This is a genomic window from Sphingomonas endophytica, from assembly GCF_001476895.1.
Classification (GTDB): domain Bacteria; phylum Pseudomonadota; class Alphaproteobacteria; order Sphingomonadales; family Sphingomonadaceae; genus Sphingomonas; species Sphingomonas endophytica_A.
On record NZ_LDTB01000014.1, the window covers coordinates 80817 to 97693 of the forward strand.

Sequence of the window (16877 nt, forward strand, 5' to 3'; positions counted from 1 at the left end):
GCCGGGCCAGTGCCACGACGACCAGCCAAGGGACCGGCATGCCGCAAATCAGTCAGATCGCCGCCACCTACGCCTCCCAGCTCTTCTGGCTGCTCATCACCTTCGGGATCCTGTATTTCGGGATCGGCAAGATGATGGTGCCCAGGGTGCAGGGCGTGATGGAGCTGCGTGAATCGAAGATCGCGCAGGATCTCGCCACGGCCGAAGCGGCACGGGTCGAGGCCGATCGGACCGAGGCGGCCTGGAACGCCGACATGGACGCCGCCCGCGTCGCCGCGCAGGCGGAGGTCGCCGCCGCCAAGGCGCGCGCGGTCGCCGCGTCCGAGGCGCAGCTGCGCGCCGCCGACGCCGATCTGGCCGAGCGGGTCGCGCATCACGACGTCGCGATCGGCAATGCCAAGGCGACCGCGATGGTCAACGTCCAGACGATCGCCGCCGAGGCGGCGCAGGATCTGGTCCAGCGCCTGTCCGGCGTCACGATCCCCCCGGAAGCCGCCAACGAGGCGGTGCGCAGGCAGCTCAATCATGGCTAATTCCCCGCTCGTCCACGATATCGAGGCGCAGCCGCTGGAGGGCCAGGACATGGCCAACGGCAGCGGCATCCACGCCGGGACCAGCGCCGGTGACGGCGAATCGCACGCCGCGCCGACCGCGCTGGGCTTCAACGACACCGGCTGGGTCGGCATCGCCGCGCTGGTCGTGCTGATCGGCCTGGCGGTGATGAAGGTGCCGGCGGCGATCGGCGCGATGCTCGACAAGCGTATCGCCGAGATCCGCCACCAGCTCGACGAAGCCGCCGCGCTCCGCAAGGAAGCCGAGGCGCTCCGCGACGAATATGCCGCCCGCGCGCGCGGTGCCGAGGCGGATGCCGCCAAGATGCGCGACCTGGCGCATCACGAGGCGGCCGCGATCGTCGCCAAGGCGAAGGCCGATACCGAGGCGCTGATGGAGCGTCGCGCGCGGATGGCCGAGGACAAGATCGCCGCCGCCGAACGCGCCGCGATCGCCGAGGTCCGCGCCCGTACCGCCGAGGCGGCGACCGCCGCCGCCGCCGCGCTGATCGCGGAGCGGCACGGCGCCGACGCCGACCGCGCGCTGGTCGACCGCGCGATTTCGGGCGTCGGCCGCCTGAACTGAGTTACCGGGACCGGCGGGGCGACAGTTTCCGCCGGTCCTTTCCTTTCCCCGACGTTTCTCCCTCCCCACGCCGTCGGCATTCTGCTTCCCCTCGCTGGCGGCCAGCCCAGGAAGCCAGTCCGATGCGTTCCGTCCTCCTCGCCGCCCTGCTGGTCGGCACCGCCGGCGCGCCGTCGCTCGCCCAGACCGCCGCCCCCGCCGCCGCGCCCGCGACGAGCGCCGATGCCCGGCTCCGCGCGCTGTTCCACGAAAGCGACGAAGCCAGCCTGAAGCGCAATCCGGTGTCGGCGCTGTTCCGGGGCGACATGCGCTATGCCGACCAGCTCGGCGACTATTTCACCGACGCCTATCTCGCCGCCGAGCGCGCCGCAGCCGAGCACGATCTGGCCGTTCTCGGCACGATCGACCGCGCGGCGCTGAACCCGGTCGACCAGCTCGCCTATGACACGTTCCGGCAGCAGACGCAGACGACGCTGCGCGGCTTCGCGCCCGATCTGGTGGCGCTGACCATCGTCCGCCCGCTCGACCACTTCTACGGCATACAGACCTTCTATCCCGAACTGGCGTCGGGGCAGGGCGCGGCGCCGTTCAAGACCGTCGCGGACTATGAGAACAACCTGAAGCGCAACGCGCAATATGCGGTGATGCTCGACCAGGCGATCGGCCGGTTCCGCGAGGGGATGAAGACAGGCGTCGTCCAGCCCAAGCTGGTCGTCCGCAACGTGATCGGGCAGCTCGACAACCTGCTGGCGGGCGGGGTCGAGGCGTCGCCCTTCTACGGCCCGATCAAGATGATGCCCGACAGTATCCCGGAGGCCGAGCGCGCCCGGTTGACGGCCGCCTATGCGAAGCAGATCGCCGAGGTGCTGAACCCGGCACAGGCGCGGCTGCGCGACTTCCTGCGTACCGATTATCTGCCGGTCGCGCGCGACAGCGTCGGGCTGTCGGCGATGCCGGGCGGGGCGAGGCTGTACGATTACCTGATCGAGTCGAACACGACGCTGCCGCTGAAGGCCGATGCGGTCCACCAGCTCGGCCTGTCCGAGGTCGCGCGGATCACGCGCGCGATGGAGGCGCAGAAGGCCAAGGTGGGGTTCAAGGGCACGCTGGCCGACTTCTTCACCGTCCTGCGCACCGACAAGCGTTTCCAGCCGTCGTCGGCGGCGCAGCTGCGCGAGGGCTATGAGGCGATCGGACGGCGCGTCGATGCGCGGGTGCGCGAGCAATTCTCGCTGATCCCCAAGTCGAAGCTCGAGATCCGCCCGGTCCCGGCGTTCAAGGAGAAGACCGACGCTGGCGGCTCCTATCAGCCCGGCACGCCGGACGGGTCGCGGCCGGGGGTGTTCTACTACAACACCTACGACCTGCCGAGCCGTTACATGTGGGAGATGGAGACGCTGTATCTGCACGAGGCGGTGCCGGGGCATCATTTCCAGATCAGTCTGGCGCAGGAGAATACGGCGCTGCCCGCGTTCATGCGGTTCGGCGGGAACACCGCCTATGTCGAGGGCTGGGCGCTGTATGCGGAAACGCTGTGGCCGCAGCTGGGGATGGAGACCGACCCGTATCAGCGGATGGGGGGGCTGAACGACGAGATGTTGCGCGCGATGCGGCTGGTGGTCGATACCGGCATCCATGCCAAGGGGTGGAGCCGCAATCAGGCGATCGACTATATGCTCGCCAACTCGCCGATGTCGCGCACCGACGCGACGGCCGAGGTCGAGCGCTATATCGCGATCCCCGGGCAGGCGCTGGCCTATAAGATCGGGCAGCTGACGATCTCGCGCGTGAAGGCGGATGCGCAGAAGACGCTGGGCGCACGGTTCGATCCGCGCAGGTTCCATGCAGAGGTGCTGGACACGGGCGCGCTGCCGATGCCGGTGCTGGAGGAGAAGATCGCCGCCTGGGTGAAGGGCGGCGGGAAGTAGAGGCCACCGCGCTTCATTTTCAGCCGTCACCCCGGCGGAGGCCGGGGTCCAGTGGCGGGCGGCTCGTGAAATCCGGCGACGTCTCCCAACTGGGCCCCGGCGTTCGCCGGGGTGACGGGTTGTGGGGGGGTGAAATCCGGGGCTTTTCGACCGTTGTCGCCCCTGCGTAGGCAGGGGCCTATCGCTGTGGCGTGTCGCGACGGGTTTGACACGGGGGCGGCGTTTCCTGTGTCAGATGGGCGGGTAACCACTCGAGAGACATAGGCCCCTGCCTTCGCAGGGGCGACGTGCCGGCACGGACGACGGGCGGAGCCGGCGACCCGTTGCCCCACTCCCCCGCACTTCCTAGATCGCGGGGGATGACAGGCAGCTACGGTCCCCCCGACCGCTTCAACGAGGAAAAGGCCACCTACGCGATCCGTGGCGCCGATGCGCCCGATCTGGAGGGCGGGGTCGCGGCGATCCGCAACGTGCTGAAGACGCTGCCGCTGAAGCCCGGCGTGTACCGGATGCACGATGCGAAGGGCGACGTGCTGTACGTCGGCAAGGCGCGCGCGCTGAAGAACCGCGTCGGCAATTACGTGCAGGTCGATCGCCTGCCCAGGCGGCTGCAACGCATGGTCGCGCAGACACGCTCGATGACGATCGTCACCACCAACAACGAGGCCGAGGCGCTGCTGCTCGAGGCGCAACTCATCAAGCGCTATCGCCCCGCCTACAACGTGCTGTTGCGCGACGACAAGAGCTTTCCCTTCATCCTGCTGCGCGCCGACCACGACTTTCCGCGCATCCAGAAGCATCGCGGCGCGCGGCGCGCGAAGGGCGATTACTATGGTCCGTTCGCCAGCGCGGGGAGCGTCAACAACACGCTGAACGCGTTGCAGAAGCTGTTCCTGCTGCGCAGCTGCACCGACGGTTTCTTCAAGACGCGCGACCGCCCGTGCCTGCTGTACCAGATCAAGCGTTGCTCCGCGCCGTGCGTCGGGCGGATCGACGAAGCGGGCTATGCCGAGCTGGTGGGCGACGCCAAGAAGTTCCTCGCCGGCAAGGCGACCGACGTGCAGGCGAAGCTGGGCACGCAGATGCAGGCGGCGGCCGAGAATATGGATTTCGAGCTGGCCGCGATCCTGCGCGACCGGCTGAAGGCGCTGACCTTCATCCAGGGCACGCAGTTCATCAATGCCGAGGGGGTCGGCGACGCCGATATCTTCGCGCTGGCCAGCCACGAAGGGCTGATCGGGATCGAGGCGTTCTTCATCCGCGGCGGGCAGAATTGGGGGCACCGCAGCTTCTTCCCCGCGCACACCGCCGACGTGCCCGAGGACGAGGTGCTGACGCAGTTCATGGCGCAATTCTATGAGGAGGTGCCGCCCGCGCGCACGATCCTGATCGACCGCGTGCTGCCCGAGGCGGAGGTGCTGGTGCAGGCGCTCTCCGATCAGGCCGGGCGCAAGGTGGAGATGACCGTGCCCCAGCGCGGCGTGCGCAGGCGGCTGCTCGATCAGGCGACGCGCAATGCGAAGGAAGCGCTGGAGCGGCGGCTGGCGGAGAGCACGACGCAGGCGCGACTACACCGCGAACTGGCCGATCTGTTCGAACTGGGCGAGCCGCCCGACCGGATCGAAGTGTACGACAACAGCCACATCCAGGGCACCAATGCGCTGGGCGCAATGGTCGTCGCCGGGCCGGAGGGGTTCCGCAAGGGCCAGTATCGCAAGTTCAACATCAAGCAGGCCGCGACCGACGACGATTATGCGATGATGCGCGAGGTGCTGACCCGCCGCTTCGCCCGCGCGCTGGAGGAGGACCCCGACCGCGATGGCGAGACCTGGCCCGATCTGGTGCTGCTCGACGGCGGGCGCGGACAGTTGAACGCGGCCAAGGCGGTGCTGGAGGACCTCGGCATTGAGGACGTGTGCATGGTCGGCGTCGCCAAGGGGCCGCATCACGGGCGCGAGGGGCGCGAGGTCTTTCACCTGATGGACGGGCGCGAACTGACGCTGCCGGTCAATGCGCCTTTGCTGTTCTATCTCCAGCGGTTGCGCGACGAGGTCCACCGCTTCGCGATCGGCGCGCACCGGGCGAAGCGCGCGAAGGCGATCGGCGCGAGTCCGCTGGACGAGGTGCCGGGGATCGGTCCGGCGCGGAAGAAGGCGTTGCTGATGCACTTCGGCACCGGGCGCGCGGTGCGGAACGCCTCGCTGGAGGATCTGCGCAAGGCGCCGGGAGTGAGCGCGGCGGTCGCGCAGCAGGTGTACGACTTCTACCATGCGCGGTGAGGGGTGACGGTCGTGACCCGTCGCTCCGTCATTGCGAGCGCAGCGAAGCAATCCAGTGTTCCGCACGCCGCCCTGGATTGCTTCGCTGCGCTCGCAATGACGGGGGAAGGTCGATGGGATGGGTCGTTCCCGTCATTCCCGCGAAGGCGGGAATCCAGACGCGCAGGTCCGGCGATGGAGACGCAATCGTCGGAGGTTCTGGATTCCCGCTTTCGCGGGAATGACGGATTGAGGTCGTCGTGCACCTGACCGCTGACGCCATCCTGCTCTCCGTCCGCGCGCATGGCGAGCATGGGGCGGTGGCGCGGGCGTTGACGCGGCTGGACGGGGTGCAGCCGGGCTATGTCCGCGGCGGGCACGCGCGCGGGTTGCGGCCGGTGCTGCAACCGGGGAACATCGTGCGCGGCGAGTGGCGCGCGCGCACCGAGGAGCAACTCGCCGCGCTGACCGTCGAACTGGTCCATAGCCGCGCCGCGCTCCATGCCGCGCCGCTGCCCGCCGCCGCGCTGGAATGGCTGACCGCGCTGACCGCGACCGCCTTGCCGGAAGCGCAGCCCTATCCGCACCTCCACGATGCGCTGGCGGGCGTGCTGGACGCGATCGAGGCGGCGCCGAGCGCGCGCGGCTGGGCGGCGGCGATGGCGCGGTACGAATTGCTGCTGCTGGCCGAATTGGGCTTCGGGCTCGACCTGTCGGCGTGCGTCGCGACCGGCGCGACCGACGACCTCGCCTTCGTCAGCCCCAAGAGCGGCGGGGCGGTCAGCCGCGCGGCCGCCGCCGGTTACGAGGCGCGGCTGTTCGCGCTGCCGCCGTTCCTGCGCGATGGCGGAGGGGCGGAATGGGACGAGGTGCTGGCGGGGCTGGCGATCACCGGGCATTTCCTCGCGCGCGACGTGCTGGTCGACCGGCGGCGCGATCCGCTGGCGGCGCGGGCGCGATTGCTCGAACGATTGCAGAGGGCGGTTGCGTGAGCGCGCTGCCCGCGCCATGCGGTGCGGCCATGACATACGGCAAGCTCATCGCGATTCTGCCCGGCGACGGGATCGGCCCCGAAGTGACCAGCGAGGCGCGGCGCGTGCTCGACGCGCTCGACCTCGGTCTCACCTTCGAGGAAGCGCCGGTCGGCGGCGCGGGCTATCGCGCCAGCGGCCGTCCGCTGCCCGAGGCGACACTCGATCTGGCGAAGCGCGCCGATGCGGTGCTGTTCGGCGCGGTCGGCGACCCGGAGTTCGACTCGCTGGAGCGCGCGCTGCGCCCCGAGCAGGCGATCCTGGGGCTGCGCAAGAATTTGACGACCTTCGCCAACCTCCGTCCGGCCAAGATGTTCGCCGGGCTGGAGGATGCCTCGACGCTGAAGCCCGAGGTGGCGAATGCGATCGATCTGGTGATCGTGCGCGAACTGAACGGCGACGTCTATTTCGGCGCGAAGGGGCGCGGCACCACCGAGGGCGGCTTGCGCGAGGGCCACGACCTGATGCGCTATGACGAATCGGAAGTGCGCCGCATCGCGCACGTCGGGTTCCAGACCGCGGCGAAGCGGCGCGGCAAGCTGTGTTCGGTCGACAAGGCGAACGTGCTGGAGACGTCGCAATTGTGGCGCGACGTGGTGATCGAGGTCGCCGCGGACTATCCGCAGATCGAGCTGACCCATATGTATGTCGACAATGCCGCGATGCAGCTGGTCCGCAATCCGGGCGCGTTCGACACGATCGTGACCGGCAATCTGTTCGGCGACATCCTGTCGGATCAGGCGAGCATGTGCGTCGGGTCGATCGGGATGCTGCCGTCGGCGTCGCTCGATGCGCAGGGCAAGGGGCTGTACGAGCCGATCCACGGTTCCGCGCCGGACATCGCCGGGCAGGGCAAGGCCAATCCGTGCGCCGCGATCCTGTCGGCGGCGATGATGCTGCGGCATTCGCTGGGTGACGGCGTGGCGGCGGACCGGATCGAGGCGGCGGTGTCGAAGGCGCTGGCGACCGGCGTGCGGACGCCCGATCTGGGCGGCACCGCGACGACGCGCGCGATGGGCGATGCGGTGCTGGCGGGGCTGTAGCTTCGTCGGAGGGGATCCTGCCCTCGCTTCATTCCACCGGCACGCGCACGCAGGCCGGGGGGGGGCACCGTTCCGCGACGCCGCGGGGCGCGGCGCACTGACCTGTCGCGACCGGCGGTTGACGACCGCGCGGGCGTTGCGGGACGGCTGGGTGGCCTTCTGCCTGGTGTGCGCTGTCGTCGCGGTTCACCTGGGGGCGGTATCGCTGACAGGTCACACCCAGCTGTCGAACCACGTCCAGCGGTGGAAGGCGGCGGGGTTGGCCAGTGGCTCGGCGGACAGGACCGGCAGGAAATACAGCCACAGCGCGAACACCAGCAGCAGGTAGAGCTCGATCCAGCGCCCCAGCGCCACGCGCCAGTGATCCAGCGCCACCGCCAGCACGACGCAGAGCAGCACGCTGGACGGATAGTAATAATAATAGAAGCCGAGCGATTTGGGGATGATCGCGAAGATCGCGACTGAAAAGGTCCATAGCGCCGCCGGGGCGAGCAGCCGCGCCGCGCCGGTCTTCACCCAGCCATGGTAACAGGCCGCGACCGCGATCAGCCCGCCCCACATCACCGCCGGATTGCCGAGCAGCAGGATGCCGCGTTGCGCGCCGTCGACCGGCTCGTACAGATACCAGATCGGGCGGATCAGCAGCGGCCATGTCCACCACGTCGACTGGTAGGTGTGCGGCGGCAGCTTCTGCGTCTGGCGCAGGTACATGTCCCATTGGAAATGCGGGAGCCCGCGCAGCGTCAGCGCGTCGCCGGCGTAGAAGAAGGCGGGCGCGAAGGTCAGAAAATAGGCCGCGACCGAAAGGCCGCCGAGCAGCGCCAGCGCCGGGACCGTGCCCAGCCCCGGCCAGCGCGACGGGCGCTTGCGCCGCATCAGCAGGAAGGTGACGCCCGCCGCCGCCACATAGGGCGCCGCCGCCCATTTGCAGGCAGTGGCGAGCCCCATCAGCACGCTGCCCGCGCTCCACCGCGCGACGCTGCCGTCCCGCATCGCGCCGGCCAGCAGGACCACGCCCCACATCAGGAACGCGACCAGAAACGTGTCCAGCATCGCGATCCGCGCCTGGATGTAGATCGTGAAGCCGAGCAGCGCGAACGCGGTGGCGAGCAATGCGGCGCGCACCCGCCCGGTCAGCAGGTGGGTGAGCGCGAACACCGCCGCGACGGTCGCGGCCCCCGCCAGCGTCGAGGCGAAGCGCCACCCGAACGGCGTGTCGCCGAACAGCCACATCGCCGCCGCGATCAATTCCTTGGCCAGCAACGGATGTTCGATGTTCGCCGGCCCGGACAGCGCGAGCAACGCGCGCGCGGCGGGCAAGTAATGCACCTCGTCGAACACCGGCTTGGTCGGCACGGTCAGGCGGAACAGGAAGATCGCCTCGCTGGCGAGCGCGACCAGCCATAGCAGCAGGCGCGGGCGTCGTTCGATCGTCTTCACCGGCATCTGTCCTCCGCCACCATGCCGACGCGGATTGCGACAGCGGCGCGCGGACGACAAGCCCGCGATGACGGTTTGACTTGCGTCCCACGGCTGCGCGGGGGCAAAGCGGACCCATGAAACGGCACAGCGGACAGGATCGGTCGATCACGCAGCACTGGCGTCCCGCGACGCTCGCGGTACGCGGCGGCACGGCGCGCTCCGAGTATGGCGAAACGTCGGAGGCGCTCTTCCTGACCTCCGGCTATTGCTACGACCGGGCGGAGGATGCGGCGGCGCGCTTCGCGGGCGAGCAGTCGGGGATGACCTACTCCCGGCTCCAGAACCCGACGGTCGAGATGCTGGAGCATCGCATCGCGCTGCTGGAGGGTGCGGAAGCGTGCCGGACGATGGCGACCGGCATGGCGGCGATGACCGCGGTGCTGCTGTGCCAGTTGCAGCAGGGCGACCATGTCGTCGCGGGCCGCGCGGCGTTCGGATCGTGCCGCTGGCTGGTCGACACGTTGCTGCCGAAGTTCGGGATCCAGACAACCACCGTCGACGCGCGGGATCCACAGGCGTTCCGCGATGCGGTGCGCCCGAACACCAAGGTGTTCTTCTTCGAGACGCCCGCCAATCCGACGATGGATGTGGTGGACCTGCGCGCGGTGTGCGGCATCGCGCGCGAGCACGGGATCACCAGCGTCGTCGACAATGCCTTCGCCACCCCCGCGCTTCAGCGGCCGATGGACTATGGCGCGGACGTCACCGCCTATTCCGCGACCAAGATGATGGACGGGCAGGGGCGCGTGCTGGCCGGCGCGGTGTGCGGGACCGAGGATTTCATCACCAACACGCTGCTGCCGTTCACGCGCAACACCGGGCCGACGCTGAGCGCGTTCAACGCCTGGGTGGTGCTGAAGGGGCTGGAGACGCTCGACCTGCGCATCCGCCGCCAGTCGGACAATGCGCTGGCGGTCGGGCGCTTCCTGGAGGGCCGCGTGCCGCGCATCCTGCACCCCGGATTGCCGAGCCATCCGCAGCACGAACTGGCGATGAGCCAGATGGTCGCGGCCGGTGGCATCTTCGCCTTCGAGGTGGCGGATCGCGCGCAGGCGCATGCCCTGCTCAACGCGCTGGAGCTGATCGATATCTCGAACAACATCGGCGATTCGCGGTCGTTGATGACGCACCCCGCCTCCACCACGCATTATGGCGTGTCGGCGGAGGCGCGCGCGGAGATGGGCGTGACCGAGGGGATGCTGCGGCTGAACGTCGGGCTGGAAGACCCGCGGGACCTGATCGACGATCTCGATCGCGCGCTGGGGCAGGTCGGGCTGTGACGCTGCCGCCGGGCATGGGCGCGCTGTTCCCGGACGCGCAGACCACCGACGGGGTGACGGTGCGCGTTTCGGTCAGCTATCTGGCGGAACAGTCGGAGCCGGCACGCGGGCGCTGGTTCTGGGCCTATCATATCCGGCTGGAGAATGACGGGGACGGGCCGGTGCAGTTGCTGACCCGCCACTGGATCATCACCGACGCGCGCGGGGCGCGCCATACGGTGGAGGGCGAGGGCGTGGTCGGCGAGCAGCCGGTGATCCAGCCCGGCGCAAGCTACGATTACGTATCGGGCTGTCCGCTGGCGACGCCGTCCGGCGCGATGCAGGGCAGTTATCGCATGGTGGCGGAGGACGGGCGGCTGTTCGACGTGGCGATCCCGCGTTTCGCGCTGCTCGCGCCCGCCGAGGCGGAGTGACGCGGTGAAGCGGACGCATCTGCCACTGAATGGGCTGCGCGTACTGGATGCGGCGGCGCGGCACCTGTCGTTCACGCGCGCGGCCGACGAACTGGCGGTGACCCCGGCGGCGGTCGGGCAGCAGATCCGCGCGCTGGAGGATACGCTGGGCGTTGTGCTGTTCCGCCGCACGACCAAGGGGCTGGAGCTGACGCCGGAGGGCGAGGCGGGGCTGGCGCCGCTGCGGCAGGCGTTCCTGGAGTTCGAGGAAGCGGTGCGCGCGATGCAGGCCGGGCAATCGTCCAAGTCGCTGACGATCGCCGCGCCCCGCGACGTGACCGAGAAGTGGCTGCTGCCGCGCCTGGCCGGGATCGCGGCGGCGGACCCGGACCTGCGCTTCGCGCTGGTCGCGGCGGACGAGGGGATGGATTTCACCGAGGCGAACCTCGACCTCGCGATCCGCTGGGGCGAAGGGCCGGGCGCGCACGAGGGTGAGGCGATCGAGAGCGAGGGGCTGGTGACGGTCGCGCGGCCGGGCGGCGAGGCGACCGCGACGATCGTGTGGCCGGGCGCGCCCGAGACGGAGGCGGCGGCGCAGGTGCGTGTCGGCGACGCCGGGCTGGCGATCGATGCCGCCGCCGCCGGACTGGGGCGCGCGACGGTGCCGGAGATGCTGGCGGCGCGCGATATCGCCGCCGGGCGGGTCGTGGTGGTGGGCGCGGCGCAGCCGTCCCGCATCGGTTACTGGCTGGTCGCGCCGACGCCGCAGTGGCGGCAGCGCAAGGTGCAGGCGCTGGTCGAGGCGCTTTCCCGGTAAGCGCCGGGCGGGCGCGCCGCGATCAGGCGGCGTTGCGACGGCTGACGATCCGCACCACTTCCGGCAGTTGCGCGACGGGCAGCGGTTCGCCGAACAGGAAGCCCTGCGCATGTTCGCAGCCGATGCGCAGCAGCGCCTCGAGCTGGCTGGCGGTTTCCACGCCCTCCGCGACGCATTGCAGCGACAGCGCGCGGCAGAGGCCGAGCACCGATTCGACCACCGCCCAGCCGCGCTGCGCCTGGACGTCGTCGATGAAGCTGCGGTCGATCTTCACCTTGTCGAGCGGTAGCTGGTGGAGGTTGCTGAGGCTGGAATAGCCGGTGCCGAAATCGTCGAGCGCCACCTTGATGCCCCAGCTGCGCAATCGTTGCAGCACGCGCGCGGCGGTCGCGGCATCGCGCATCAGCGCGGTTTCCGTCACCTCGATCCAGATCCGCGACGGCGCGATGCCGGAGGTCGCGATCTCGCACTCGATCGCCGCCAGCGTGGCGGGTGAATGGAGGTCGCAGGCGGAGATGTTGAACGATAGCGCGACATGATCGGGCAGCAGTCGCGCCGCCGCCAGCCCCTTTCGGAACACGGTAAGCGTGATGCCGTGGATCAGCGTCGAGCGTTCGGCGACCGCGATGAAGTCCGATGGCGCGATATCGCCCAGCAGCGGACTGTTCCACCGCGCGAGCAGCTCGACGGCCTCGACCATGCCGGTCCGGGCGTTGACGATCGGCTGACCGACCAGTTGCAGCTCGTCGTCGAACGCGCAGGCCTGCAACGCGGCCTCGATCGCGCGGTCGCGCCGGATCGCGCCCTCCAGATCGGGGGTGAAGATGCACATCCCGCCGCCCTGCACGCGCTTGGCATGATAAAGGGCATAGTCGGCGCGGTCGAACAGCGCCGGCGCGGTGTCGCCGGCCTCGGGATAGAGCGCGATTCCCAGCGACCCGCCGACCGCGATGTTCAGCTCGCCGACGTCGAACGGCCGGTCCAGCGAGCGGCACACGCGCGCGCCGACCGCGGCGGCGGCGCGGGCGTCGCCGGGGATGAGGATGCCGAATTCGTCGCCGCCGAGGCGGTAAAAGGTCGCCTCGCCGCCCACGACCTCCATCGCGCGGCGGGCGAGTTGCATCAGCAGGATGTCCCCGGCGTGATGCCCGAACGTGTCGTTGACGGGCTTGAACCGGTCCAGGTCGAGCAGCCCGACCGCGAACGGCGCGGACGGGCCGGCGGCGGCCAGTTCCTCCAGATCCTTCTGGAAGCGCCGCCGGTTGGGAAGCCCGGTCAGGCTGTCGGTGCGCGCGAGCCGGTCGTTCTCCTCGTTCAGGCGGACGAGTTCGTCATGCTGGCGCGTGAGGCGGGTCTGGGCGGTGACCTGTCGGCGGAAGTGCTCGAAGCTGTTCAGGAGCACGCGCAGCAGCACGATATGCACCAGCCCGACGTTGGCGGCGATGACCGTGTACATGAGATCGTGTTCGACCAGGCACATCGCGATGAACGACGGAATGACGATGATCCCGACCAGCACGGCCACCTGCGGCAGCGTCCCCAAACAGAAGATGCAGCCGAGCACGGTGGTGGTCAGATAGACCATCTCGTGCGCCTTCTGCTGGCCGACGCCGTAGCTCATCAACGACAACGCCCAGGCCGCATAGGCGCAGGCGACGATCCCCCCCAGTACGACGGTCGCGCGCAATTGCTTCTTCGCCATGACCGGATCGGGACGCGCGTGCGTTCTCGATCGCCGCCACCAGTGGACGATCCGGACCGAACTGATCGAGAACAGCAGAGCCGGGATATAGGTGCTGACCAGCGCTGGCGCGCTGGCATGGTGGGTCAACGCGACCGCCATCGAACTGACGACGAGCAGCCCGTAGAGGAACGGCACCTGTCCGTAGAGGTTGCGAACCTGCGCGACCGCGAGGCGCGGATCGGTGCCGACATCGGCATACCACCGATAGAGTCGCCAGCGCCGCAATGCTGCAATGTTCATCCGGCCGCCTATCCCCCTGAGAGGAGGGATAACCAGAAAGCGTTAACGGGGCACTAAGAGCGTGCCGGCGGTTCGGCGGCGGCCATGTCGCGCGCGGCGATCAGCTCCAGTTTCTGCGGGACGGTGCCGATTTCGATGCCTTCCGCGCGGAACCGGCGCAGCAGCACCGTCAGCACGCCGCTGCGCGCGCTGTAGGCGGCGCGTGGCGAGGCGACATGCGCGAAACAGTTGAAGAAGATGCGGCCGTCCGCGATCGAATCGATATAGACGGCCGGGGCGGGCTGATCGAGCACCGCCGGCTCGGCCGCCAGTGCCTCGGCCACGATCGCCGCGACGCGATCGGCATCGGTTTCGAGCGGGACCGCGAACTGGATCTGGAAGCGGCCGAGCGGGCTGGCGAGCGTCTTGTTGAGCACCGATTTCGTGATGAGCTCCGAATTGGGCACGATCAGCGTCGAGTGATCGGCCAGCGCGATCTCGGTCGAACGCACGCTGATCCGCTTCACATCGCCCTCGTCGGTGCCGACCCGAATCCAGTCGCCGATCTTGATCGGGCGTTCGGCCAGCAGGATCAGCCCCGAGACGAAGTTGGACGTGATCGCCTGCAACCCGAAACCGATCCCGACCGACAGCGCCGAGAGCAGCAGCGCGATTCGCTCCACCCCGATGCCCAGCGATGCCATCGCCCAGATCACCGCCAGTGCGATGCCGACATAGCGCGCGACCAGCCCGACCGAGTTGCGCGCCGACCCGTCGAGGTCGGTCGCAGGCAGATACTTGCCCTCCAGCCAGCGCATGAACGCCCGCACCAGCGCGAGCCCGACGAACAGCACCGCGACGCCGCGCACGATCGCCCCCGGAGAGATCGAGACGCCGCCGATCTGCACCCCCTGCGCCAGCAGGCCGAGCCGCCCCATGACGCTGCCGATCCCGCCGCCCGCGCCGAGCGGCGAGAAGAACAGTCCCATCGCCAGCAGCGCCAGCGTGACGCGCAGCACGCCGGACAGGAGCACGCCGAACTGGTCGATCACCGCGCCGCGCAGCCCCAGCCCGCGCGACAATGCCCGCCCCAGCGCGCTGTCGCGCGTGAACAGCGTGATGGCCAGATCGTCGGCGGCGGCCATCAGCAGATAGGCCGCACTCCACAACACGACGCCCCAGGCGATCAGCTGCATGACGAACAGCGCGAAGCCGAGATAGCCGATCAGCAGCGCCAGCGTCGTCGCCAGCACGACGACCCACGCCAGCAGCGCGAGCGCGCCCAGCCCGGTGCGGGCCGGAGCGGCGGCCTCCTCCTCGGCGCGATTCGCGCGCAGCCGCCCCAGCGCGAGCAGCGCGAAGGCAAGCAGCGCCAGATGCAGGACGATCTCCAGCACCTGCGTCGCGCTGCGGATCGCCGGGCTGGCGCCGGTGGCGGTGTTGAACGCCTCCAGCATGTAGCTGGTGAAGGCGACGCCGGCGAGCAGCCAGCTATACGGCCGCAGTTCCTGCGCGACATCGTCGGCGATCGGGGCGACCCGCCAGCTCGGGTGCTGGCGCATCAGCAACGCGCCGGTGACCGAGGAGGCGAAGCAGGCGAAGGTGACGGCGATCGTGAAGGCTTCCGCCACACCGTTCCAGCTGTCGGGCAGCAGCAGCGACCAGCGCAGCCCCTCGATCAGCAGCGTTATCGCGAGCAAGGGCGCAAGCGTGCCGACCATGACCCGCCAGATCGCATTGGCGGAGCGGCGGACCCGGTGGCCGGGCGCGCCCTCGATCAGGAAGCGCTGTCCGACGCGATGCGCCGCGGCACGCCCCGGCAGCATGATCGCCAGCGCAGCCAGCAGACCGAACAGCGCCGGGAACGGCGGCCGTCCCCCCCAGTGGCCGGCGATGCCCGCCGCGCCGGTGGTGACGAAGCGTTCCATCCGCCGCAGGTCGCGCGGTATCGCCTGGACCACCGCGACCCAGAAGGACGGCGAGATCGGCGGGATCGAGCGGGCGGTGATCGTCTGGCTGAACTGTTCGGCGACGCTCTGTTCCAGCTCGTCCGCCAGCTGCTGCGCCTCGACGCCGATCAGCCGGCCGCGCTTCACGCTCGAATCGAGCGCGGTATGCTGTTGCGCCAGCCGGCGGCGCTGCTCGCGCAGGTCGGGCGCCTCGGTCGGGTTGGCGGGGCCGAGCCCGGCGAGCCGTGCATCGACGAGCGCGAGCTGCTGCGCCAGGTCGGCGGTGGTGGCGGTGGCGGCGACCCGCGCGCTCATGATGCGGTCGCGCAGTTCGTCGCGGCGGTCGTCGTCGAGCCGCGTGTCCAGCGCGCGGTCGACCATCCGCACGTCCGCCTCGGCTTGCGCCAGGCGTGCGGCGCTGTCGGCGGGCTTGTCGACGGATGGCGCCTGCGCGGCAAGCGGCGCGGGGAGCAGGAGGGCGAGCAGCAGCGGGATCAGGAAGCGCATCGGCATGATGCGCGCCGATAGCAGAACCCGTCCCGCTGCGCAGGGCCTTCCCTGATGCGGGTTACAGGAAGGGACGCCCCCCGGTGACCGGGATCGTCGCGGCGGTGATATAGCTGGCGGCGTCGCTGGCCAGCATCACATAGGGCGGCGCCAGTTCGGCGGGCTGCGCGGCGCGACCGAGCGGCGTGTTGCTGCCGAAACTCTTCACCTTCTCGGGCGGCATCGTGGAGGGGATGAGCGGCGTCCATACCGGGCCGGGGGCGACCGCGTTCACGCGGATCTTCCGCTCGGCGAGCATCTGCCCCAGTCCGGCGGTTAAATTGTGGATCGCGCCCTTGGTGGTCGCATAGGCGAGCAATTGCTCGTTCGGGCTGTCGGCGTTGATCGAGGTCGTGTTGATGATCGACGATCCCGCGCGCATGTGCGGCACCGCCGCCTTGCAGAGGTAGAACATCGCATGCACGTTGACCGCGAAGGTCAGCTGCCACTCCTCGTCCGGTATGTCGGTCAGCGACTGGAAGGTCGCCTGATGCGCGGCATTGTTCACCAGCACGTCGATCCGCCCGAACGCGGCGACCGTCGTCGTGACGACGTGACGCGCGTGCGCGGGATCGCTGATATCGCCGGGGATGAGCAGCGCCTGTCGCCCGGCATCCTCCACCAGCCGCTGCGTCTCGCGCGCGTCGTCATGCTCGTCGAGATAGGCGATCGCGACATCGGCGCCTTCGCGGGCGAAGGCGAGCGCCACCGCCCGCCCGATGCCGCTGTCGCCGCCGGTCACGATCGTCTTGCGATCGGTGAGGCGACCATGGCCGACATAGCTGTGTTCCCCGTGATCGGGACGCGGATCCATGGCGTCGGTCGATCCGGGCATCGACTGCTGTTGTGGCGGATAGGGGGGTACGGGATAATCGGTCATGCGGCGGCTCCTGAAAGCGTCGTGCGATCAATGGCTTGCGCACGTAGGACGTTCCGCGTCGTGACGTCGATCAACACATTCGTCGCAGCGCGGCAAAAAAAGTGTCATCGAATCGCTTGACCGTTCGGGGCGGGGCCCGTAGAGGCCTGTTCACCGCAGCGGTGGTGCTCT

The 16877-nt window shown here is 69.6% G+C and carries 13 protein-coding genes; 9 read left to right on the top strand and 4 right to left on the bottom strand.

Annotated elements, in window-relative coordinates; translation table 11 throughout:
• The first annotated feature begins 38 nt into the window (after positions 1-38).
• The 6 genes from NS334_RS06660 (at position 39) to leuB (ending at position 7397) form a co-directional block, all read left to right on the top strand.
• Positions 39-533: an ATPase gene (locus NS334_RS06660; protein WP_058755185.1), complete on the top strand. Its 495-nt coding sequence runs from the start codon at positions 39-41 to the stop codon at positions 531-533.
• The gene (locus tag NS334_RS06665) at positions 526-1137 is read left to right on the top strand and encodes an ATP synthase subunit B (protein ID WP_058755186.1); all 612 of its coding nucleotides are present in this window, start codon (positions 526-528) and stop codon (positions 1135-1137) included. Before NS334_RS06660 ends, NS334_RS06665 begins: the two co-directional genes overlap by 8 nt.
• Positions 1138-1259: 122 nt before the next feature.
• Positions 1260-3065: a DUF885 domain-containing protein gene (locus NS334_RS06670; RefSeq protein WP_058755187.1), complete on the top strand. Its 1806-nt coding sequence runs from the start codon at positions 1260-1262 to the stop codon at positions 3063-3065.
• A 359-nt stretch (positions 3066-3424) separates the two neighbouring features.
• Positions 3425-5344, top strand: coding sequence for an excinuclease ABC subunit UvrC (gene uvrC / locus NS334_RS06675; protein ID WP_058755188.1), 1920 nt, complete (start codon positions 3425-3427; stop codon positions 5342-5344).
• Between the two features lie 239 nt (positions 5345-5583).
• Positions 5584-6315 carry a DNA repair protein RecO gene (gene recO, locus NS334_RS06680; protein ID WP_058755189.1) on the top strand — a complete coding sequence of 244 codons (732 nt, stop codon included), beginning with the start codon at positions 5584-5586 and terminating at the stop codon, positions 6313-6315.
• A 29-nt stretch (positions 6316-6344) separates the two neighbouring features.
• Positions 6345-7397 carry a 3-isopropylmalate dehydrogenase gene (leuB, locus tag NS334_RS06685; protein WP_058755207.1) on the top strand — a complete coding sequence of 351 codons (1053 nt, stop codon included), beginning with the start codon at positions 6345-6347 and terminating at the stop codon, positions 7395-7397.
• A 213-nt stretch (positions 7398-7610) separates the two neighbouring features.
• Here leuB and NS334_RS06690 read toward each other — a convergent pair whose 3' ends face one another.
• Positions 7611-8843 carry a glycosyltransferase family 39 protein gene (locus tag NS334_RS06690; protein ID WP_058755190.1) on the bottom strand — a complete coding sequence of 411 codons (1233 nt, stop codon included), beginning with the start codon at positions 8841-8843 and terminating at the stop codon, positions 7611-7613.
• Between the two features lie 110 nt (positions 8844-8953).
• On the opposite strand from NS334_RS06690, the gene NS334_RS06695 reads away from it, so the two are divergent.
• The 3 genes from NS334_RS06695 to NS334_RS06705 are packed head-to-tail and all read left to right on the top strand — an operon-like array spanning position 8954 to position 11368.
• Positions 8954-10159, top strand: coding sequence for a trans-sulfuration enzyme family protein (locus NS334_RS06695; RefSeq protein WP_058755191.1), 1206 nt, complete (start codon positions 8954-8956; stop codon positions 10157-10159).
• 14 nt (positions 10160-10173) lie between these two features.
• Positions 10174-10572, top strand: coding sequence for a Co2+/Mg2+ efflux protein ApaG (gene apaG / locus NS334_RS06700; protein ID WP_058755208.1), 399 nt, complete (start codon positions 10174-10176; stop codon positions 10570-10572).
• A 4-nt stretch (positions 10573-10576) separates the two neighbouring features.
• A complete protein-coding gene (locus NS334_RS06705; protein WP_058755192.1) occupies positions 10577-11368 on the top strand; it encodes a LysR family transcriptional regulator in 792 nt (263 codons plus the stop codon).
• Between the two features lie 22 nt (positions 11369-11390).
• On the opposite strand, the gene NS334_RS06710 is transcribed toward NS334_RS06705, so the two are convergent.
• The 3 genes from NS334_RS06710 to NS334_RS06720 are packed head-to-tail and all read right to left on the bottom strand — an operon-like array spanning position 11391 to position 16706.
• Positions 11391-13352 carry a putative bifunctional diguanylate cyclase/phosphodiesterase gene (locus tag NS334_RS06710; protein WP_058755193.1) on the bottom strand — a complete coding sequence of 654 codons (1962 nt, stop codon included), beginning with the start codon at positions 13350-13352 and terminating at the stop codon, positions 11391-11393.
• A 53-nt stretch (positions 13353-13405) separates the two neighbouring features.
• A complete protein-coding gene (locus NS334_RS06715) occupies positions 13406-15793 on the bottom strand; it encodes a DUF3772 domain-containing protein (RefSeq protein ID WP_058755194.1) in 2388 nt (795 codons plus the stop codon).
• 55 nt (positions 15794-15848) lie between these two features.
• A complete protein-coding gene (locus tag NS334_RS06720; RefSeq protein ID WP_058755195.1) occupies positions 15849-16706 on the bottom strand; it encodes a glucose 1-dehydrogenase in 858 nt (285 codons plus the stop codon).
• Positions 16707-16877 lie beyond the last annotated feature (171 nt).